Annotated in this window: 15 protein-coding genes and 1 tRNA gene; 13 read left to right on the forward strand and 3 right to left on the reverse strand. The window is 59.8% G+C overall.

The features are described from left to right. Positions 1–2 precede the first annotated feature (2 nt). The 7 genes from trpC to pyk are packed head-to-tail and all read left to right on the forward strand — an operon-like array spanning position 3 to position 11,359. Complete coding sequence (trpC, locus tag FHS06_RS12515) at positions 3–779, forward strand: indole-3-glycerol phosphate synthase TrpC (protein WP_167049756.1); 777 nt, start codon at positions 3–5, stop codon at positions 777–779. Continuing rightward, positions 776–1,984 carry a tryptophan synthase subunit beta gene (gene trpB, locus FHS06_RS12520; RefSeq protein WP_167049758.1) on the forward strand — a complete coding sequence of 403 codons (1,209 nt, stop codon included), beginning with the start codon at positions 776–778 and terminating at the stop codon, positions 1,982–1,984. The genes trpC and trpB overlap by 4 nt, the downstream gene beginning before the upstream one ends. Then, the gene (trpA, locus tag FHS06_RS12525) at positions 1,981–2,772 is read left to right on the forward strand and encodes a tryptophan synthase subunit alpha (RefSeq protein WP_167049760.1); all 792 of its coding nucleotides are present in this window, start codon (positions 1,981–1,983) and stop codon (positions 2,770–2,772) included. The genes trpB and trpA overlap by 4 nt, the downstream gene beginning before the upstream one ends. 10 nt (positions 2,773–2,782) lie before the next feature. Next, positions 2,783–3,766 carry a prolipoprotein diacylglyceryl transferase gene (gene lgt / locus FHS06_RS12530; RefSeq protein WP_167049762.1) on the forward strand — a complete coding sequence of 328 codons (984 nt, stop codon included), beginning with the start codon at positions 2,783–2,785 and terminating at the stop codon, positions 3,764–3,766. A gap of 51 nt (positions 3,767–3,817) precedes the next feature. Further along, positions 3,818–8,407 (forward strand): glutamate synthase large subunit, encoded by a 4,590-nt coding sequence (gene gltB / locus FHS06_RS12535; RefSeq protein WP_167049764.1) that lies wholly within the window; start codon positions 3,818–3,820, stop codon positions 8,405–8,407. Then, the gene (locus FHS06_RS12540) at positions 8,400–9,866 is read left to right on the forward strand and encodes a glutamate synthase subunit beta (protein ID WP_167049766.1); all 1,467 of its coding nucleotides are present in this window, start codon (positions 8,400–8,402) and stop codon (positions 9,864–9,866) included. Before gltB ends, FHS06_RS12540 begins: the two co-directional genes overlap by 8 nt. Positions 9,867–9,913: 47 nt before the next feature. Next, on the forward strand, positions 9,914–11,359 hold the full coding sequence (gene pyk, locus FHS06_RS12545) for a pyruvate kinase (RefSeq protein ID WP_167049768.1): 1,446 nt from the start codon (positions 9,914–9,916) through the stop codon (positions 11,357–11,359). Positions 11,360–11,532: 173 nt separating this feature from the next. Here the strand turns inward: pyk and FHS06_RS12550 are convergent. Next, positions 11,533–11,615: transfer RNA gene (locus FHS06_RS12550), tRNA-Leu, on the reverse strand. 54 nt (positions 11,616–11,669) lie between these two features. Between FHS06_RS12550 and FHS06_RS12555 the strand changes: the two genes are divergently transcribed. Continuing rightward, positions 11,670–12,281, forward strand: coding sequence for an ANTAR domain-containing response regulator (locus tag FHS06_RS12555; RefSeq protein ID WP_375138708.1), 612 nt, complete (start codon positions 11,670–11,672; stop codon positions 12,279–12,281). A 25-nt stretch (positions 12,282–12,306) separates the two neighbouring features. Here FHS06_RS12555 and FHS06_RS12560 read toward each other — a convergent pair whose 3' ends face one another. After that, the gene (locus FHS06_RS12560) at positions 12,307–12,663 is read right to left on the reverse strand and encodes a hotdog fold thioesterase (RefSeq protein WP_167050348.1); all 357 of its coding nucleotides are present in this window, start codon (positions 12,661–12,663) and stop codon (positions 12,307–12,309) included. A 131-nt stretch (positions 12,664–12,794) separates the two neighbouring features. Between FHS06_RS12560 and polA the strand changes: the two genes are divergently transcribed. The 5 genes from polA to FHS06_RS12585 all read left to right on the forward strand — a co-directional run bounded on the left by polA (position 12,795) and on the right by FHS06_RS12585 (position 19,442). Further along, the gene (polA, locus tag FHS06_RS12565; protein ID WP_167049772.1) at positions 12,795–15,431 is read left to right on the forward strand and encodes a DNA polymerase I; all 2,637 of its coding nucleotides are present in this window, start codon (positions 12,795–12,797) and stop codon (positions 15,429–15,431) included. 40 nt (positions 15,432–15,471) lie between these two features. Beyond that, positions 15,472–17,142, forward strand: coding sequence for a DUF885 domain-containing protein (locus FHS06_RS12570; RefSeq protein WP_167049774.1), 1,671 nt, complete (start codon positions 15,472–15,474; stop codon positions 17,140–17,142). A 75-nt stretch (positions 17,143–17,217) separates the two neighbouring features. Further along, positions 17,218–18,267, forward strand: coding sequence for an LLM class flavin-dependent oxidoreductase (locus FHS06_RS12575; RefSeq protein ID WP_167049776.1), 1,050 nt, complete (start codon positions 17,218–17,220; stop codon positions 18,265–18,267). A gap of 32 nt (positions 18,268–18,299) precedes the next feature. Next, positions 18,300–19,064, forward strand: a complete 765-nt coding sequence (locus FHS06_RS12580) for an SGNH/GDSL hydrolase family protein (protein ID WP_182486496.1) — start codon at positions 18,300–18,302, stop codon at positions 19,062–19,064. Positions 19,065–19,187: 123 nt separating this feature from the next. Continuing rightward, positions 19,188–19,442, forward strand: a complete 255-nt coding sequence (locus FHS06_RS12585; RefSeq protein ID WP_167049778.1) for a DUF6458 family protein — start codon at positions 19,188–19,190, stop codon at positions 19,440–19,442. A gap of 153 nt (positions 19,443–19,595) precedes the next feature. On the opposite strand, the gene FHS06_RS12590 is transcribed toward FHS06_RS12585, so the two are convergent. Continuing rightward, positions 19,596–20,006 (reverse strand): DoxX family protein, encoded by a 411-nt coding sequence (locus FHS06_RS12590; protein ID WP_167049780.1) that lies wholly within the window; start codon positions 20,004–20,006, stop codon positions 19,596–19,598. Positions 20,007–20,070: the final 64 nt, after the last annotated feature.

Here is a 20,070-nt window from a genome sequence, read left to right on the forward strand (position 1 = left end):
GCATGCTCGCCGAGCTCACTGCCGGCGCTGTCGAAGATGCCCAAAGCCGCGAACGAGTCCGAGCATTTGAGGTCGTCGAGAAGGAAGCCTTTGAGGCCGCGCCCGCGCGCGATGCTCTGAGCGCGCTCGCTCCGGCCGACCAGGTCAAGATCATCGCCGAGATCAAGCGTGCGAGCCCGTCGCGCGGAGATCTTGCTTCGATTACCGATCCGGCCCTGCAAGCACGTCGCTATGAGCAGGGCGGCGCAAGCGCTATCTCCGTGCTCACCGAAGGCCGTAAGTTCAAGGGCAGCCTCGCCGACCTTGAAGCGGTAAAAGCTGCGGTGTCACTTCCGGTGCTCCGCAAAGACTTCATCGCAACGAGCTACCAGGTCTTCGAAGCTCGCGCAGCTGGTGCAGATCTCGTCCTGTTGATCGTCGCCGCGCTCGACCAGAAGCTCCTTTCAGATCTCCACGACCTCGTGCGAGAACTCGGCATGACTGCACTCGTTGAAACCCACTCTGCCGACGAAGTTTCGCGGGCCGTGGACATTGGCGCTGAAGTTATCGGAGTCAATGCAAGGGATTTGTCGACCTTCCAGCTTGATCGAGATCTCTTCGGTCGTCTCGTCGGCAGGATTCCCAGCGGTGTCGTCAAAATCGCTGAGTCTGCGGTCGTGGCGCCATCAGATGTTTCCCACTACCGCGCAGCGGGAGCCGACGTCGTGCTTGTCGGCGAAGCTCTCGTGACGGGTGACCCCGTTGCCACGCTGCGTGCATTTCGAGGAGAGAACGCATGAGCCTTCGCGACATCCACGGACCATTCTTCGGCGACTTCGGCGGCAGATTCATGCCCGAATCGCTCATCGCTGCGATCGATGAGCTGACAGCTGTGTACGAGTCAGCGATGGTTGACCCGAAGTTCACGGCCGAGCTCGCATCGCTGTTGCATTCGTATGCCGGAAGGCCCTCGCCAATCACCGAGGTTCCACGTTTCGCGGAGTACGCCGGCGGAGCGCGGGTCTTTCTCAAGCGTGAAGATCTCAACCACACTGGCTCTCACAAAATCAACAACGTCTTGGGGCAGGCACTTCTCACCAAACGCCTCGGTAAGACTCGTGTCATCGCCGAGACCGGCGCCGGACAGCACGGTGTAGCCACAGCGACCGCCGCTGCGCTCTTCGGGTTCGAGTGCACGATTTACATGGGCGAGGTTGACACCGAACGTCAGGCGCTGAATGTCGCCCGCATGCGGCTTTTGGGCGCGGAAGTGATTCCAGTGACCACCGGTTCACGCACGCTCAAAGACGCCATCAACGAGGCATATCGCGACTGGGTGGCTTCCGTCGAAACGACGAACTACATTTTCGGCACCGCTGCGGGCCCCCACCCGTTCCCCTCGATGGTGCGTGATTTCCAGAAAGTTATCGGCGAAGAAGCCCGCGCGCAGCTCATTGCGGAAGCCGGTCGGCTTCCCGACGCCGTCTTTGCTTGCGTCGGAGGCGGCTCGAACGCAATCGGCATGTTCGATGCGTTCCTTGATGACGCAGATGTGCGTCTCTACGGCGTTGAAGCTGCCGGTGACGGAGTAGACACGCCGAAGCATGCGGCCTCAATTGAGCGTGGTCGACCCGGGGTTCTTCACGGGGCGAAGACCTTTGTTCTGCAAGACGAAGACGGCCAGACTGTGGAGTCGCACTCCATTTCTGCGGGGCTTGACTATCCGGGCGTCGGTCCGGCTCACGCGTGGCTTTCGGAGTTAGGTCGAGCCGAGTACATTCCTGCCACCGACGACGAAGCAATGCAGGCGCTGAGATTGCTGTCGAAGACTGAGGGAATCATCCCCGCAATCGAGACAGCTCACGCTCTCGCCGGCGCAATGCGCATCGGACGGGAGATGGGCCCTGACGGCGTTATCGCCATCTGCCTCTCCGGGCGTGGCGATAAAGACATGGACACCGCCGCTCGGTACTTCGAGCTGTACGACGAACAGGCCACATCTTGACTTCACGTGTTGCCGCCGCGATCGATGCGGCTCATGCCGAGGGGCGCGCAGCCTTCATCGGGTATCTTCCCCTTGGTTTTCCTGACTTGGAAACAAGCATCGAAGCTGCTGTGACGCTCGCTGAAAGCGGTGCAGATGTCATCGAACTTGGGCCCCCCTATTCGGATCCTGTGATGGACGGCGTCGTCATTCAAGAAGCCACGCAGGCAGCACTAGCCGGCGGGTTCCGACTGCGCGATATTTTTCCCGCGATCGCTGAAATCACGAGCCGAACAGACGTGCCTGTCGTTGTGATGACATATTGGAACCCGGTTTTCCAATACGGCGTCGATCGATATGCCGATGATCTCGCGGCAGCCGGGGGAGCAGGGCTGATCACTCCCGACGTCACACCCGAGTCGGCTCCGGAGTGGATTGCAGCGAGTGATCGCACGGGTCTTGACCGCATTTTTCTTGCATCGCCGACATCATCGGATGACCGACTTCGAGTCGTGGTCGAAAACTCTCGCGGGTTTGTCTACACGGTGTCCACGATGGGGATCACTGGGGAGCGCGCTGACCTAGACGCTGCGGCGCGCACGCTTGTGGGGCGCTTGCGAGACGCTGGCGCAGAGCATGCCTGCGTGGGAATTGGCATCTCAACTTCTGCTCACGTTGCAGGTGTTTCCGAATACGCCGATGGTGCAATCGTGGGTACAGCGCTCGTTCGAGCCCTGCGGGATGGCGGTTTGTCTGAGCTCGCGGCGACAGCAAAAGAGCTGTCGAGCGGAACTCGGCGTCAGTCGTAGACTCTTGAGCATGACGTTCGCCTCCACGAGTGCGCTCTCCGGCGTTCTCGCCAGCATCCCGAGCCCTTCGATCAGTTACTTCGACATCGGTCCGGTGCGTATCCATTTCTACGCGCTGTGCATCATCGCCGGAATTATCGTCGCTGTCCTCCTCACGAACCGGCGTTTGACCAAGCGAGGGGTAGAGCCCTGGGCGGTTATCGACGTCGCACTTCTCGCGGTGCCGCTGGCGATAATCGGCGCACGTATTTTCCATGTGCTCACCCACCCGGGGTTCTACTTCGGTGAGGGAAAAGACATTCTCGCAGTCTTTTACATTTGGGAAGGCGGTATCGCAATCTTCGGTGCCCTCCTTGGCGGGGCAGTCGGTGCATGGCTCGGTTGCAAATGGACGGGAATCCGCTTTTCTGCTTTTGCCGACGCTCTCGCTCCAGGCATGATCATTGCCCAGGCGCTAGGTCGATTCGGCAACTGGTTCAATCAGGAACTCTTCGGGCTTCCCACAAATCTGCCGTGGGGACTCGAGATCAATCCTGACAATTCCGCGTTTCTGGCTGGATTGCCCACAGACACTCTCTTTCACCCCACGTTTTTGTATGAGGTGATCTGGAACCTCCTCGGTGCCGCGGTCATCCTCTGGGCCGGTCGACGTTTTATGTTGCAGTGGGGCCGCTTGTTCGGTCTGTACCTGATTTGGTACAGCGCAGGGCGTATCTTCTGGGAGTCGATTCGCATTGACCCTAGCGAGATCATCTTTGGCCTGCGGACAAACGTGTGGGCCGCAATCTTCGGCGTCATCGTCGGTCTTGTCATTATGATCGTGCAGCATTACCGTCACACCGGTTTCGAACCATCGCCCTACATGCCGGGTCGCGAGTGGAGCGGCGCTAGCACGGTACAATCACAAGAAGCTGATGACTACGTGGACGTGAGCGAGCCGCCCGCTTCCACTGTCGATCAAGGCAACGCCACAAGCTCCGCCGCCGCAAACTAAGTCTCCGGGCCAACGTAGTCCCACTCCAGCATCAACGTGAGGACGGTAGGTATGGCTTCGAGCCCCCGTCACAGCCCGACCGAAGCTTCGGTCGGCGGCGCATTCCCGCACAAGCAGGGTATGTACAACCCGGCATTCGAAAAGGATGCCTGTGGTTTGGCGATGGTCGCGACTCTGCGCGGTGAGCCAGGTCACGACATCATCGATTTGGCGCTCACGGCGCTTCGTAACCTCGAACACCGCGGTGCCATCGGATCGGATGCGGGCACCGGCGATGGCGCCGGCATCCTGACACAGATGCCTGACGCATTCTTGCGTGCGGTCGTCGACTTCGAGTTGCCTCCCATGGGCGAATATGCGGCAGGAATGATCTTCCTGCCCATGGACTCCGAGCAGCGAGAAGCTCAGAAGGCTGGGATCGAGCAGATCGCACAAAGCGAGAACCTCGAGGTCTTGGGATGGCGTGAAGTTCCGACCGACGCTGAACACCTCGGCAAGCTCGCGTACAACGCGCGACCTGCCTTCGAACAGCTCTTCGTGAGCCGCCCGGCGGTCGGTGACGCTGCCGCGCTGTCTGGGATCGAGCTCGACCGACGCGTGTACCGACTTCGGAAGCGCTCTCGACACGACCTGGGCGCATACTTCGTTTCGTTGTCTGCGCGAACGCTCGGCTACAAGGGCATGGTCACGACTCTGCAGCTGGAGCCGTTCTACCCGGATCTCCAAGACGAGCGGTTCGCCTCTGAGCTCGCAGTCGTCCACTCGCGTTACTCCACGAACACTTTCCCGTCCTGGCCGCTCGCCCAGCCCCTTCGCATGCTCGCCCACAACGGTGAGATAAACACCGTCAAGGGCAACCGCAACTGGATGCGGGCTCGCCAGTCACAGCTCGAATCGGAACTGCTTGGTGATATCAAGCCCCTCCTGCCGATCTGCTCAACCGGCGTAAGCGACTCAGCCTCATTCGACGAGGTTCTTGAGTTACTGACCCTCACCGGTCGCAGCCTCCCACACGCAATCATGATGATGGTGCCCGAGGCATACGAGAAGCAGACCGACATCGATCCGGACCTGCGCGCCTTCTACGACTACCACTCCATGCAGATGGAGCCGTGGGACGGACCTGCCGCGCTCATCTTCACCGACGGAACCCTCGTCGGTGCGACGCTCGACCGCAATGGACTACGTCCGGGCCGCTGGACAGAAACCACCGACGGACTCATCGTCATCGGTAGTGAAACCGGTGTGCTCGATTTTGCTCCCGAACGCATCAAGCGCCGCGGCCGCTTGCAGCCTGGCCGAATGTTCCTCGTTGACACGGCAGCGGGACGGATCGTTGAAGACGAAGAGATCAAGACCGACCTCGCGACAATGAAGCCTTGGAAGCAGTGGCTTGACGCGGGACGGGTGCGGCTTTCAGAGCTGCCTGAACGCGAGCACATTGTGCACCCGATCGCATCGATTACGCGTCGCCAGCGCACCTTCGGCTATACCGAAGAAGAGGTTCGCATTCTGCTCACGCCCATGGGTCAAAAGGGCGCCGAGCCGCTCGGTGCCATGGGAAGCGACACGCCCGTCGCTGTTCTGAGCGACCGCCCCCGTCTGCTCTTTGATTACTTCACTCAGCAGTTCGCGCAGGTGACCAACCCACCGCTCGACTCAATTCGAGAAGAAGTAGTGACGTCTCTGTCTCTCGGACTCGGCCCTGAGCCGAACCTCCTCACTTGGGGAGCGGACCACGCGCGCACTGTCACACTCGACTTCCCGGTTATCGACAACGATGAACTGGCCAAGATCCAGCACATCGACACCGCCCTGCCTGGACGCACTTCGGTCACGATTCGCGGTTTGTACCGCGTCGAGGCCGGTGCCAAGGGAATGCAGAAACGCCTCACCCAGATGTGCTCTGAGGTCGACCGCGCTATCGAAGACGGTGCCGAGTTCATCGTTCTGAGTGATCGCGACTCCAATAAGGATCTCGCACCCATTCCGTCGCTCCTCATGCTTGCGGCAATCCACCATCACCTGATTCGACGCGAAACGCGCATGAAGGTCGGGCTTGTCGTTGAAGCTGGTGACGTGCGGGAAGTGCACCACGTCGCGACACTCATCGGCTATGGGGCGTCCGCGGTTAACCCGTATCTCGCAATGGAAACTGCCGAGTATCTGGTGCGCGCGGGCTTCATCACCGGTATTACGCCCGAAAAGGCCGTCAAGAACCTCATCTACGCGCTCGGCAAGGGCGTGTTGAAGATCATGTCGAAGATGGGCATTTCGACCGTGTCGTCGTACGCCGGCGCACAGGTATTCGAAGCGGTCGGGCTCTCTCAAGACTTCGTCGACGAGTTCTTCTCTGGAACTGAGACGAAGCTCAGCGGCGTAGGCCTTGACGTCATCGCTAAGGAAAACGCCGCGCGCCATGCGTTTGCGTACCCAGAAGATGGTGCCGTGCGAGCTCACGAGAGGCTCTGGACCGGCGGCGAATATCAGTGGCGCCGCGATGGCACCCCCCACTTGTTCAACCCCGATACTGTTTTCCGGCTGCAGCACTCCACGCGAAACCGTCGATATGACATCTTCCGCGAGTACACAAAGTTGGTGGACGATCAGGCGGCAGAGCTGAAGACGCTTCGTGGTCTCTTCACGCTCCGCACCGGAACTCGCCCGCGTGTCCCTCTCGATGAGGTTGAGTCGGTGGCATCCATCGTCAAGCGCTTCTCTACCGGCGCGATGAGCTACGGCTCTATCTCGAAGGAAGCTCACGAGACACTTGCTATTGCGATGAACTCCATCGGCGCGAAGTCCAATACGGGTGAGGGTGGCGAAGATGTTGATCGGCTGCTTGATCCCACTCGACGCAGCGCGATCAAACAGGTCGCATCCGGACGATTCGGCGTAACGAGCCTCTACCTGACGAATGCGGACGACATCCAGATCAAGCTCGCTCAGGGTGCAAAGCCAGGCGAAGGCGGACAGCTTCCGCCGACGAAGGTCTACCCATGGGTGGCACGTACCCGGCATGCGACCGCTGGTGTCGGCCTCATCTCGCCTCCACCGCACCACGACATCTATTCGATCGAAGACCTCAAGCAGCTCATTTTCGATTTGAAGCGCGCCAACCCTGCCGCACGCGTTCACGTCAAGCTCGTGAGTCAGTCCGGAATCGGTGCTGTCGCGGCCGGTACGGCGAAAGCTCTTGCCGACGTCATCCTGGTGTCCGGACATGACGGTGGTACGGGTGCGAGCCCACTCAACTCTCTCAAGCACGCAGGAACTCCCTGGGAGTTGGGGCTTGCTGAGACGCAACAGACGCTCATGCTCAACGGCATGCGCGACCGCGTCTCTGTGCAGGTCGATGGCCAGCTGAAAACTGGCCGTGACGTAGTGATTGGTGCTCTTCTCGGCGCCGAAGAATTCGGCTTCGCAACTGCTCCTCTTGTCGTCGAGGGGTGCATCATGATGCGTGTATGCCACCTCGACACCTGCCCGGTCGGTGTTGCGACGCAGAACCCTGTGCTGCGTCAGCGCTTCTCAGGCAAGCCGGAGTTCGTCGTAAACTTCATGGAATTCATCGCCGAAGAAGTGCGCGAGTATCTTTCGGAGCTCGGTTTCCGTTCACTCGATGAAGCTGTCGGTCGCACCGATTTGATTGACATCAACGGAGCTGTGAACCACTGGAAAGCCAACGGGCTCGACCTCGCTCCCATCCTCGACGGACCGACGTTCGCTGAAGATGAGGCGCGACGCCGTATGCGTGTCCAGGAGCATGAGCTCGAGGAGCACTTCGACGTGCAACTCATCGAGCGTGCGCAGGACGTCATTGCTCACGGCGGTCACATCGAAATCGACTTGCCGATCCGCAATACTGAACGCGCCGTCGGAACGATGCTCGGTCACGAGGTCACCAAAGCTCAGGGTGAACACGGATTGCTGAACGACTCAATTGTTGTGAACCTTCGCGGTTCCGCAGGACAGTCGTTTGGGGCGTTCATGCCCGCGGGGATCACGCTGCGTCTCGAGGGTGACTCGAACGACTATGTCGGCAAGGGCCTTTCAGGTGGCCAGATTGTTGTTCGCCCCCCACGCGGCACAACGTTCGAGGCATCCGAGAACGTCATCGCTGGCAATGTCATCGGCTACGGCGCAACCCAAGGAACGATGTTCTTAAGTGGTGTCGTCGGCGAACGATTCTTCGTGCGCAACTCTGGCGCGACCGCTGTTGTCGAGGGTGTGGGCGATCATGCGCTGGAGTACATGACCGGCGGTCTGGCTGTTGTCCTCGGAACCACAGGCAGAAACCTTGGGGCGGGAATGTCGGGCGGCACCGCGTACATCTACAAGCTTGACGAAACGCTCGTGAACACTCAGTCACTCGAAGCTGGTGAACTTCAGCTGGGCGAGTTGGGATCTAGCGACGCGGAGATTTTGCGTGACCTTCTGACCAGACACGTGACAGAAACCGGCTCGACGCTCGCTGCGGCGATGCTCGACAATTTTGAAGTCGAAGTAAGCAAGTTCGTGCGCGTCATGCCCCGTGACTACGCAGCTGTCTTGCAAACCCGCCAGGATGCCGCCGATGAGGGGCTCGACCCCGACGGCGATGTGGTGTGGCGACGTATTTTGGAGGTGACGGGTGGCTGACCCAAAGGGTTTTCTTAAGGTAACCGAGCGAGAGGTTCCCGCTCGGCGTCCAGTGCCAGTTCGAATCATGGACTGGAAAGAGGTGTACGAGCCCGGCGATAGCGCTGTCTTGAAACGCCAAGCAGGGCGCTGCATGGACTGCGGCGTGCCCTTCTGCCACCAAGGATGTCCGCTCGGAAACCTTATTCCGGAGTGGAACGACCTCACGTGGCGCGGCGAAGGCCGCGCGGCAATTGAGCGACTTCACGCGACCAACAACTTTCCAGAGTTCACCGGACGCTTGTGCCCGGCACCCTGTGAAAGCTCGTGCGTGCTGGGCATCAATCAGCCGGCCGTCACTATCAAGCAGGTCGAAGTCTCGATCATTGATGAGGCATTCTCAAGCGGCTGGGTCGAACCAGAACCGCCGGAGCGCCTTACCGGAAAGACTGTCGCTGTCGTCGGTTCTGGTCCCGCTGGACTTGCCGCGGCGCAGCAGCTCACGCGAGCCGGCCACACAGTTGCCGTATACGAGCGCGATGACAGAATCGGCGGCCTTCTGCGCTACGGCATTCCTGATTTCAAAATGGAGAAGCGCCACGTCGAAGCACGCCTTCGTCAGATGCGCGACGAAGGAACTCGTTTCCGCGCGGGTGTTGAGATCGGTAAAGACATCGCGTGGGATGAACTTCGCGCGCGCTACGACGCCGTCGTCATCGCCACGGGTGCAACCGTTCCGCGCGACCTAGCAATCCCTGGTCGGGACCTTGCCGGCGTGCACTTCGCCATGGAATACCTTGTTGAGTCGAATAAGGCTGTGGCGGGGGACCAGGTCACCAACCAGATCAGCGCCGAAGGAAAACACGTCGTTGTCATCGGTGGCGGTGACACCGGCGCTGACTGCATCGGAACCGCACACCGTCAGGGCGCTCTGAGCGTCACAAACCTCGCGATTGGCAAGCAGCCTCCCGAAGCGCGAACCGAAGCCCACCCGTGGCCGACCACTCCGACCCTGTTCGAAGTCACATCGGCGCACGAAGAAGGTGGCGAGCGAATGTTCCTCGCGTCGACAGTGGAATTTCTGACGAACGATGTCGGAGAGGTCCGCGGTTTGCGGGTCGCAGAGACCGAGTACGTCGACGGACGACGCGTTCCGAAAAGCGGTACCGAACGCGACATCCCCGCTGACCTCGTGTTGATCGCGATGGGCTTCACTGGTCCTGATCGTCCAGAACTCGAAAGCCAGTTGCAGACGCAGTTCACGTCGCGTGGCGCTCTCGAACGAGCTGACGACTACCAGTCGACCGCTCCCGGAGTGTTCGTCGCGGGTGACGCTGGCCGAGGCCAGTCGCTGATTGTCTGGGCCATCGCCGAGGGCCGCGCTGCGGCCGCGAGCGTTGATCAGTACCTCATGGGAGAGACCCTCCTGCCAGCACCCGTGCGGCCAACCGATATCGCTATCGGACTCCAGCCCGCGTAGGCTGGCAACGCATTCAATACCCGAAACCAGACCGGAGCACATACGGAATGAGACGCGCGAAAATCGTCGCAACACTCGGCCCGGCAACGTCAACCTACGAGATGGTCCGCGCGATCATCGATGCCGGTGTTGACGTCGCCAGACTTAACTTGAGCCACGGAGACTACTCCGTTCACGAAGCCAACTTCGCTAACGTGCGAAAGGCCGCGGACGATGCTGACCGTGCAGTCGCTGTGCTTGTAGATCTCCAAGGTCCGAAAATTCGCCTTGGCAAGTTCTCTGATGGCCCCCATGACCTCGCTGTGGGTGACATCTTCAAGATCACGATCGAAGACGTCGTCGGCACGAAAGAGCTCGTCTCGACGACGTTCAAAGGGCTCCCAGCCGATGTAAAGCCTGGTGATTTTCTTCTGATCGATGATGGGAAGGTAAAAGTCCAGGTCGTCGAGACCGACGGCACAGTTGTCACGACCAAGGTCATCGTCGCCGGCCCCGTCTCTAACAACAAAGGAATCAACCTTCCTGGTGTTGCAGTGAACGTGCCTGCGCTCAGCGAAAAAGACGAGGCAGACCTTCGCTGGGGATTGCGTATCGGAGCGGACGTCATCGCGCTCTCGTTCGTGCGTGACGCACAGGATGTTGACCGTGTGCACGAAATCATGGCCGAAGAAGGTCGCCGCGTTCCCGTGATCGCGAAGATTGAGAAGCCGCAAGCCGTCGATCACCTTGAAGAGATCATTGATGCCTTCGACGGCATCATGGTCGCTCGTGGCGATCTCGGTGTTGAGCTTCCGCTGGAAGCTGTGCCGATCGTTCAGAAGCGCGCCGTCGAGCTTTGCCGTCGCATGGCAAAGCCCGTCATCGTCGCGACTCAGATGCTCGAGTCGATGATCTCGAATCCTGTGCCCACGCGTGCGGAAACCAGTGACGTCGCCAACGCCGTGCTCGATGGCGCGGACGCGGTGATGCTTTCCGGTGAGACAAGTGTTGGAGACTACCCCGTAGTGGTTGTCGAAACCATGGCCCGGATTGTCGAGTCAACCGAAGAGCACGGTCTCGAGCGCATCGCGCCGCTCAAGGCAAAACCGCGCACTCAGGGTGGTGCTATTACACTGGCCGCCGTTGAGGTTGCCAATTTTGTCGATGCCAAGTTCCTCTGCATCTTCACCGAGTCGGGAGACACGGCACGCCGTCTATCTCGCATCCGTTCGAAGATCCCGATGGTCGCTTTCGCGCCTGAGCCCGCGATCCGCCGCCGCATGGCGGTCACATGGGGCGTGAGCTCTACGATTGTGGAACACGTATCCCACACGGACAAGATGTTCGTCCAGGTCGATGATTACTTCCTCTCGAATGACCTCGCGAAGGTCGGAGACAAGGTTGTCGTCATCTCTGGTTCCCCTCCAGGAATCATCGGAAGTACCAATGACATCCGCGTGCACAAGATCGGTGACGCCGTAAATGGCGCCGCTCCCGTCTACCGCGGCGAATAGCCGCTAACCGCGCAGAAAAGCGGGCTGGAGAGTCTTTCAAAGGCTCTCCAGCCCGCTTTTTTTCGAATAGTCGACACGCCCGGGCACCGTACGCTTTACGGAAGTTGCAGCATCCAAAAGTCATTGCCGGATACAAGAAAAGGACGTCTCATAGAGACGTCCTTTTCTTGCTGTGCCGGCGGTGGGAGTCGAACCCACACGCCCTTTCGGGCAACCGATTTTGAGTCGGTCGCGTCTGCCATTCCGCCACGCCGGCTCACGCGTCTCGTCGTACGACGCGCGCTTACCTACGACGATACCGTAGGATTCAATAGTGACAGAGCAAGATCAAGCCTCCGGCTCCAGCCCACGTCGAGTCGTCGTCGCGGAGGATGAGTCTCTCATCCGCCTCGACATCGTCGAGATCCTCCGAGACAACGGATTCGATGTCGTTGGTGAAGCAGGCGACGGCGAAACAGCCGTCCAGCTCGCAACCGAACTCCGTCCAGATCTGGTGATCATGGACGTGAAGATGCCGCAGCTCGACGGCATCAGCGCCGCGGAGAAGCTCAGCAAGAACAACATCGCTCCCGTTGTGCTCCTGACTGCTTTCAGTCAGAAAGAGCTTGTAGAGCGCGCGAGCGAAGCTGGCGCGCTGGCCTACGTCGTGAAGCCATTCACGCCGAACGACCTGCTGCCGGCGATCGAGATCGCTCTCGCGCGTCATGAACAGATCATCACCCTCGAGGCCGAAGTTGCTGACATGGTTGAGCGGTTCGAGACCCGCAAGCTTGTTGACCGCGCCAAGGGCCTCCTCAACGAGAAGATGGGCCTCGCTGAGCCCGATGCTTTCCGTTGGATCCAGAAAGCATCCATGGATCGCCGTCTGACGATGCAGGATGTCGCCAAGGCAATCATCGAGCAGCTCGCTCCCAAGAAATAGCGCGAGACCGCTGGCTCGTTCGCGCCTATACGTCGGCAGGCATGTCCTTCACCATGTTGGTGATGCGAACTGTTGAGCAGCGGCGACCCTGATCATCTGAAATCACGATCTCGTGGACCAAGATCGATCGACCGATGTGGATCGGCGTGCATACGCCGATAACTCGTCCTGTCGTCGCCGAGCGCGTGTGAGTGGCGTTGATATCAACGCCAACAGCAAGCCGCCCCTCACCAACGAGTGAATTGGCGTGCATAGAGCCGAGCGATTCACCGAGTACCACGTACGCACCGCCGTGCAGCAGACCAGCAGGCTGTGTGTTTCCTGTGACGGGCATGGATGCCACGGCGCGGTCCGCCGTGAACTCAATCCATTCGATACCCATCTTGTCGGCCAAAGCGCCGTTGCCTCTTTGCAAAGCCCAAGCGATGCCATCAAACGGAACAGGGGTAGTCACAGAAGTTACTCCTGGGTCTAGGGGACGACGACGTCAGACCCGCTGACTAGGCTGGCAGGGTGACGAACTCCGCAAAGCCTACCCTCCTCGTCGTCGACGGCCACTCGCTGGCATATCGCGCTTTCTACGCTCTTCCCGTCGATAATTTCACGACCAAAGATGGTCAGCACACGAATGGAATCTACGGATTTCTTTCGATGTTCGTAAATCTTCTGAAGGCCGAAAAACCCACGCATGTCGCGGTTGCCTTCGACACGTCACGCACTTCTTTCCGAACGCGTGAATACCCCGAGTACAAGGCGACACGATCAGAAACACCTTCAGAGTTCAAAGGCCAGATTCCGATCCTGCAGGACTGCTTGCGAGCAATGAATATCGAAGTCCTCACGAAAGAGGATTTCGAAGCCGATGACATTTTGGCGACGCTCGCGACAGAAGGGGCAGCTGCCGGTCTGCATGTGCTGGTCTGCTCGGGCGACCGAGACACGATCCAGCTCGTGAACGACAACGTCACGCTGCTCTACCCGAGTGTTCAGGGCGTCTCTCAGCTCAAGCGATACGACCCAGAAACTGTGCGAGAGCGTTACGGGGTCGCGCCTGAGCAGTACCCCGAGATCGCTGCCCTGGTCGGCGAAACCAGCGATAACCTTCCGGGTGTTCCGAAGGTGGGGGAGAAGACGGCTGTCAAGTGGCTCACTCAGTTCGGCAGTCTCGATGAGATTCTTTCCCGTGCCGACGAGATCAAGGGCGTCGTCGGAGGCAACCTGCGCGACCACATCGAAGACGTCCGTCGCAACCGCCGTCTGAATAGGTTGCTCACCGACGTGGAATTGCCGGTAGCACCGCTTGATCTCGCTGTTCGACCTATTGATGCGCAGGCCGTGCGGGACATTTTTTCGCAGCTAGAGTTTCGCGCGCTTCTCTCACGCGTGTTCGAAGCGACCGGAACGATCGCAGACGACGAGGAATCCACAACGCCTGGCGTGGCCGCTCCAGTGCCCGTCGATGTCGATGCGCCGGCACTCACGGAGTGGCTCGGTGCAGCAGAGTCCGAGGTCGCTGTGACTGTCGCTATTCAGGAGCGGCTGCCGCATCGCGTCGGCCTCGCCCGGGCCGAATCTGCAATCGAAGCAACATGGTCAGCAGAGATCGCAACGGCCCTCGAGGGCTTTCTCGCGTCCGAGTCGCCCAAGATCTTCAGTGACGCCAAGCCGCAGATCAAAGCGCTCCGACGTGCCGGATTGCGCGTCGCAGGCCTCGGTTACGACACGATCATCGCCGGATGGCTTCGACGACCAAGCTTTCCAGATAAGACACTCGCGCACCTTGTCGAGCGCTACCTGGACGAGAAATTGCCAGAAGCCGACCCCACGCAGCTGGTACCGGAGACCGAGGGGGCAACCCCTGGCCAGCTCGCTTGGTACACGCTGCGGGTGGCCGCCGCACAACGTGACGACCTGGACGGGCCGGTCGCTGCGCTTCTGCACGATGTAGAGCTCCCCACGCTCCTTGCCCTGGCAGATATGGAGCTCGCGGGTGTTTCTGTCTCTCACGAAGCGCTCAGCGGCTTTTCCGCCGAACTCGGCGCCCGCGCCGACGACATAGCAAAGCGGGCGTTCGCAGCTATCGGTCGTGAAGTAAACCTCGGCTCTCCGAAGCAGCTGCAGCAAGTACTTTTCGAAGACCTGGAATTGCCGAAGACCCGAAAAACAAAGACGGGGTATTCGACCGACGCAGCGGTGCTCGCAGATCTCCAGGAGTCGAATCCTCACCCATTCCTCGATCTGTTGCTCCAGCATCGAGAAGCGACAAAGCTCCGTCAGATCATCGAATCCCTCGATGGTGCAATCGGAGCCGACGGGCGCATTCGCACCACGTACGTGCAGACCGGAAGCCAGACAGGCCGGCTCTCAAGCACTGATCCGAACCTGCAGAACATTCCGGTCCGCACTGAAGAGAGCCACCGCATCCGCTCAGCATTTGAAGTGGGTGAAGGATACGAAACTCTCTTGACAGCTGACTACTCGCAGATTGAGATGCGAATCATGGCGCACCTCTCTGAAGATCCAGGACTCATCGAAGCATTCCGTTCGGGGGAGGACCTTCACAGATTCGTGGGGGCACGCGTGTTCGGCGTTGAGCCGTCGGATGTGACGCCTGCGATGCGTTCGAAGGTCAAGGCAATGTCATATGGGCTCGTGTACGGGCTCTCGGCTTTCGGGCTCTCAAAACAACTCCGCATAGAGCAATCAGAAGCTAAGCAGTTAATGCTCGAGTACTTCGCTCGATTCGGGGGAGTCCGCGACTACCTTCGTTCCTCGGTGGAGCAGGCTCGTATCGATGGTCACACGACAACCATTTTCGGTCGCCGGCGGCCATTCCCAGATCTCACGAGCCCAAATCGGGTGCTGCGTGAGAACGCTGAACGGGCCGCACTTAATGCGCCGATTCAAGGCAGCGCTGCGGACATCATGAAGATCGCACTCGTCAATATTCACGCTGATCTCCAGAAAGAAAACCTTGCTTCGCGCGTGCTCCTGCAGATTCACGATGAGCTCGTAGTAGAAGTTGCGCCGGGGGAGTGGGACGCGACTGAACGCATAGTTCGCACGCGCATGGGAGACGCCGCGAGCTTGTCGGTGCCGCTCGATGTGCAAATAGGCAGAGGTCGCGACTGGACGGAGGCCGCGCACTAGTCGACTGGTCCAGCGCGCTCTGGTTGCTTAGGCTCGTCTTATGACTGATTCTTCGCGCGCAAGCACACCGATCGACTCGATCGCCGATGCGTGGGTCGACACCGTCGCCGAACTTTCTCCGACGGCAGCAACGTACATCGGGCGATTCGAATACAACGACCGGCTTGGCGATTACTCTCCAGCGGGCGCTGAGGCCTCCGCGAACGCTGCTCGCGCGACGCTTGCGAACCTCGAAGCAGCGGAAGCTGTCGACGACGTCGATCGGGTGACAAAACAAGACCTCGCGCGGGAACTGCGGTTGCAGCTTCAATTGCATGAGAAGCAGACGCACCTCAACGACCTCAACGTCATCGCCTCACCGTCGCAGGATATTCGGCAGGTGTTTGACCTCATGCCGACCGACACCGTGGACGACTGGAGCGTCGTCTCCACGCGGCTTGCTGCGGTTCCCGGAGCAATCGACGGTTACGTCGAAACGCTGCGCCAGGGGATTCGTGTTGGGCGCACTCCCGCGCGACGCCAGGTTCTTGAGGTACTCGGACAAGCGGAGCGATACACAACAGCCAACGGCTTTTTTGCAACATTTGTGGGCGACGCCGCGGTGAACGACGGACAGATTCCGGCATCTCTTGCCCGCGACCTCGCCAACAGCTCAAATGCGGCACGCGTGGCGTACGACCGGCTCGCGTCGTTCCTCGGAACCGAGCTCGCGCCGAACGCTCGCGAGCAGGATGCTGTCGGCCGCGAAGAGTATGCGCTGCGCTCGCAGCAGTTCCTCGGCGCCACAATCGATCTCGATGAGACGTACGAGTGGGGAATAGACGAACTCGCCCGAATGGTCGCGGAGCAAGAGTCGATCGCACGCGACATTTTGCCCGGCGCATCTGTTGCTGAAGCTGTCGCCCATCTGGAAGCCGATCCGAGCCGCAAACTGCGCGGAACCGAAGAGCTTCAACGCTGGATGCAGCAAACCAGTGATCGCGCGGTAGAAGAACTCGGACGCACCCACTTCGATATTCCAGAGCCGATTCGCCGACTTGAGTGCATGATTGCACCGACGAATGACGGGGGCATCTACTACACCGGACCGACGGACGATTTCTCCCGCCCCGGACGCATGTGGTGGTCTGTGCCGGAGGGCGTTACCGAATTCGATGCGTGGCGAGAACTCACAACCGTCTACCACGAGGGCATTCCGGGTCACCATCTTCAGATCGCGCAAGCTGTATACAACCGCTCGCAACTGAACTCGTGGCGCCGACTACTCGCTGGCACGTCTGGTCACGCGGAAGGTTGGGCGCTCTATGCCGAACGGCTCATGCAGAGCCTCGGCTACCTCGATGACCCAGCGGACCGGTTGGGAATGCTCGATGGCCAACGGATGAGAGCAGCCCGCGTCGTCCTCGACATCGGAGTGCACCTGCAAAAACCCCGGCCTGACGGTCACGGCAACTGGGATGCCGATTTCGCGCTCGAATTCATGCGACAGAACGTCAACATGTCGGATGAATTCATTCGATTCGAAGTCAACCGCTACCTCGGGTGGCCAGGCCAAGCGCCCTCTTACAAGGTCGGACAGCGCATCTGGGAACAGCTGCGCGACGATGTCGCCGCAGCCGAGGGAGCTTCATTTTCAATGAAGGCGTTCCACAAGCGGGCGCTGGATATTGGCGGTGTCGGCCTCGATACCCTCCGCGCGGCGTTGGCGTAACGAGAGCCGAAACGTACCGGGAATACTCGTGGGGTGGCATCCGTTGTTACATTCGACTGAATAGAAGGGTCGAGCATGAGAAAAGCTGATTTCACCCAGGTCGAGTTCGGACTCGACACGTTTGGCGACGTCACACGCGACGAGAACGGCGAGCGGTTGACGGATGCTCAGACGATCCGCAACGTGGTTGAGCAAGCAGTACAGGCTGACAGCGTGGGCCTGTCGTACTTCGGCGTGGGGGAGCACCACCGTGCTGACTTTGCCATCTCGAGCCCCGAGATCGTGCTTGCAGCTGCTGCAGCGCGAACGAAGAATATTCGTTTGGGTACCGGGGTTACTGTGCTTTCAAGTGACGACTCGGTACGCCTCTACGAGAGGTTCGCGACGCTGGCTGCGATCTCTGGCGGCCGCGCAGAAGTGACACTCGGTCGCGGATCGTTCATCGAATCTTTTCCGCTCTTCGGTTACGAATTGAGCGACTACGAGGTGCTGTTCGAGGAGAAGCTTGATCTCTTCAGCCAGCTGCTTCGCGAAGAACCAGTGACGTGGCAGGGTCGTACCCGCGCTCCGTTGAACGGAGCGAACGTTTTTCCGAAGACTGAGAACGGCATTCGTGCGTGGGTTGGTGTCGGCGGAACTCCGGAGTCAGTTGTGCGGGCTGCGCGATACGGCTATGGCCTTGCGCTTGCCATCATTGGCGGCCCGGCCGCACGCTTCCGCCCGTTTGTCGATCTCTTCCACCAGTCCGTCGAGAGCTTCGGACACGAACCGCTCCCGGTAGCCGTGCACTCACCCGGGCACATCGCCGACACCGACGACGAAGCTTGGGAACAGGCATACCCGAACTTCGCTGATTCCAACAACCGCATCGGACGCGAGCGTGGATGGCCCGCTTACAACCGCCTACGGTTCCAACACGATGTCGGACCCGAAGGTTCTGTCTACGCCGGATCGCCAGAAACTGTCGCCGCGAAGATGGCAGACACGATTCGCATCCTCGGGCTTCAGCGATTCGATCTCAAGTTCTCAAACGGTCCGCTCTCGCACGAGCACATGATGCGCTCGATTGAGCTTTACGGCACCGAGGTCGTGCCACGAGTTCGTGCTCTGCTTGCTGCTGGCTAAATCGTTCATGTCATCCGTTTTAAGCTGACCCAATGGATGCTGTGCGGTACGTGGCGATCGGTGATTCGTTCACCGAGGGCGTCGGAGATGGACTTCCCGACGGAACCGTGCGCGGATGGGCGGATCTCGTCGCGGAAGGGTGGGCTGCGGCATCCGGCGTGCCCGTCGGGTACGCCAACCTTGCCATTCGGGGCAAGTTGGCGTGGCCGATTATTGCGCAGCAACTTGAGCCCGCCCTCGCCCTGAAGCCGACGCACTTGTCGTTCAACGGGGGCGGCAACGACATGATCCGGCCGCGCACGAACATCCCGCACATTGCGGATGCATTCGCACACGTGCTGCGCCGCTGTGACGAGGAGGGAGTCCACGCGGTGCTGATCTCTGGCGCTAATCCCTCTGCTCAGCTTCCGCTTCGACGATTGATTCAGCGCCGCGGTGACATGCTTACCGCAGCAGCAAGCGCGAGAATCGCAGACCGCCAAGATGTCATTACAGCGTTCAACTGGCCCGACCGCGAGCTTTCGCTTCCGCCGTTCTGGTCAGAAGATCGTCTGCACTTGAACTCGCGCGGACATCACCGGGTTGCCGCCCGTGTGCTGACGGCGCTCGGGCTGGAGCCGCCAGGGGAGTGGTGGTGGATGCCGGAATTTGTTGACCGCCGCGGCCCACGAGGAACTGCCTACTATCGCGAACACTTGGGACCGTGGATTCGACGTCGTTTGACGGGGACATCTTCGGGGGACGGTCGGACCGCGAAGTTTCCCGATTTTGTGACCATCCCGCCGTCGAAAAGCTAATTCGGCTGGTAGCCGTCGCTGTCAAGCCCCCTACGAGATGTCCTCCTCTTGGGCATGATTATCACTCGGCGCTGTGGACACGGTGCCGAATTGAATCATCGTTCAACGTGGAAGGACTCACTCATGAGTATCGGAGCTGGCATTGCTCTTTTCGTGATCGGCGCGATTTTGGCGTTCGCTCTCAACTTCGAAGTTGAGTGGGTAAATCTCGACCTTATCGGCTACATCTTCATGGGCGCTGGAGTACTCGTCTTCATCCTTGGCATCATTCTTTTGGCGCGTCGCCGTCAGACAGATTCGGTTACCCGCACGTCGGTCGACCCGACATCTGGCGACACCGTCACTCGCCGCAGCGCTCGTCGCGACGACACGCTGTAGGCAGATAGCGGCACAAACTCTGTGAAATCACGAGGCTTCGGAATCCGAGGTACGCGAACTCGTGATTCGACTCCGCGGTACGAATCCAATCGTTCATGTCGAGCAGGGCGTCATCGCGGTCGTCGAAGTGCACTTTATGTGGTTCATCACTCATCAAGCGCGCCGTCGGTGATCACGCCACGCTTTCCACGCACCTGTTGACCACAGAGCCCAGATCACGAGTACGGGCTGAAAGAGCAAACGGATGCCACGGGCAAGATCTGTGTCGAGACCGAAAGCATCGGTCCCGCTGACAAACTGTGCGATGTTGCCAGGAAAAACGGCGACGAAGAAGGCTGCGACGATCCATCCGATCCACACGCGATATCGGGCGAGAAGAATCAGTGACAGCCCGAGGGCTATTTCAACGACGCCGGAAGCCAGAACGACAAAGTCAGTAGGAAGTGGAAGCCAATGCGGTACCTGGGCGACGAAAGAATCGCGTGCGAACGTCAGATGTCCGACTCCTGCGAAAACGAGCCCCACACCAAGCAGCCAGCGAGCGATCGTGCGGAGGAAACTCATAGTCTGAGCGTAGTGCGGGCAACTCACTCAGCCTGAATTTGCGGCGTGGTGCTGACGTGCCCAG

It is taken from the genome of Microbacterium halimionae (genome assembly GCF_011761265.1).
In the GTDB taxonomy this organism is placed as follows: domain Bacteria; phylum Actinomycetota; class Actinomycetes; order Actinomycetales; family Microbacteriaceae; genus Microbacterium; species Microbacterium halimionae.

What these genes read in the sequence shown, in the direction of transcription:
- trpC (WP_167049756.1), top strand. Translation starts at nt 3, where the DNA reads ATGCTCGCCGAGCTCACTGCCGGCGCTGTCGAAGATGCCCAAAGCCGC.
- trpB (WP_167049758.1), top strand. Translation starts at nt 776, where the DNA reads ATGAGCCTTCGCGACATCCACGGACCATTCTTCGGCGACTTCGGCGGC.
- lgt (WP_167049762.1), top strand. Translation starts at nt 2,783, where the DNA reads ATGACGTTCGCCTCCACGAGTGCGCTCTCCGGCGTTCTCGCCAGCATC.
- gltB (WP_167049764.1), top strand. Translation starts at nt 3,818, where the DNA reads ATGGCTTCGAGCCCCCGTCACAGCCCGACCGAAGCTTCGGTCGGCGGC.
- pyk (WP_167049768.1), top strand. Translation starts at nt 9,914, where the DNA reads ATGAGACGCGCGAAAATCGTCGCAACACTCGGCCCGGCAACGTCAACC.
- FHS06_RS12560 (WP_167050348.1), bottom strand. Translation starts at nt 12,663, where the DNA reads ATGGGTATCGAATGGATTGAGTTCACGGCGGACCGCGCCGTGGCATCC.
- FHS06_RS12570 (WP_167049774.1), top strand. Translation starts at nt 15,472, where the DNA reads ATGACTGATTCTTCGCGCGCAAGCACACCGATCGACTCGATCGCCGAT.
- FHS06_RS12575 (WP_167049776.1), top strand. Translation starts at nt 17,218, where the DNA reads ATGAGAAAAGCTGATTTCACCCAGGTCGAGTTCGGACTCGACACGTTT.
- FHS06_RS12580 (WP_182486496.1), top strand. Translation starts at nt 18,300, where the DNA reads ATGGATGCTGTGCGGTACGTGGCGATCGGTGATTCGTTCACCGAGGGC.
- FHS06_RS12585 (WP_167049778.1), top strand. Translation starts at nt 19,188, where the DNA reads ATGAGTATCGGAGCTGGCATTGCTCTTTTCGTGATCGGCGCGATTTTG.
- FHS06_RS12590 (WP_167049780.1), bottom strand. Translation starts at nt 20,006, where the DNA reads ATGAGTTTCCTCCGCACGATCGCTCGCTGGCTGCTTGGTGTGGGGCTC.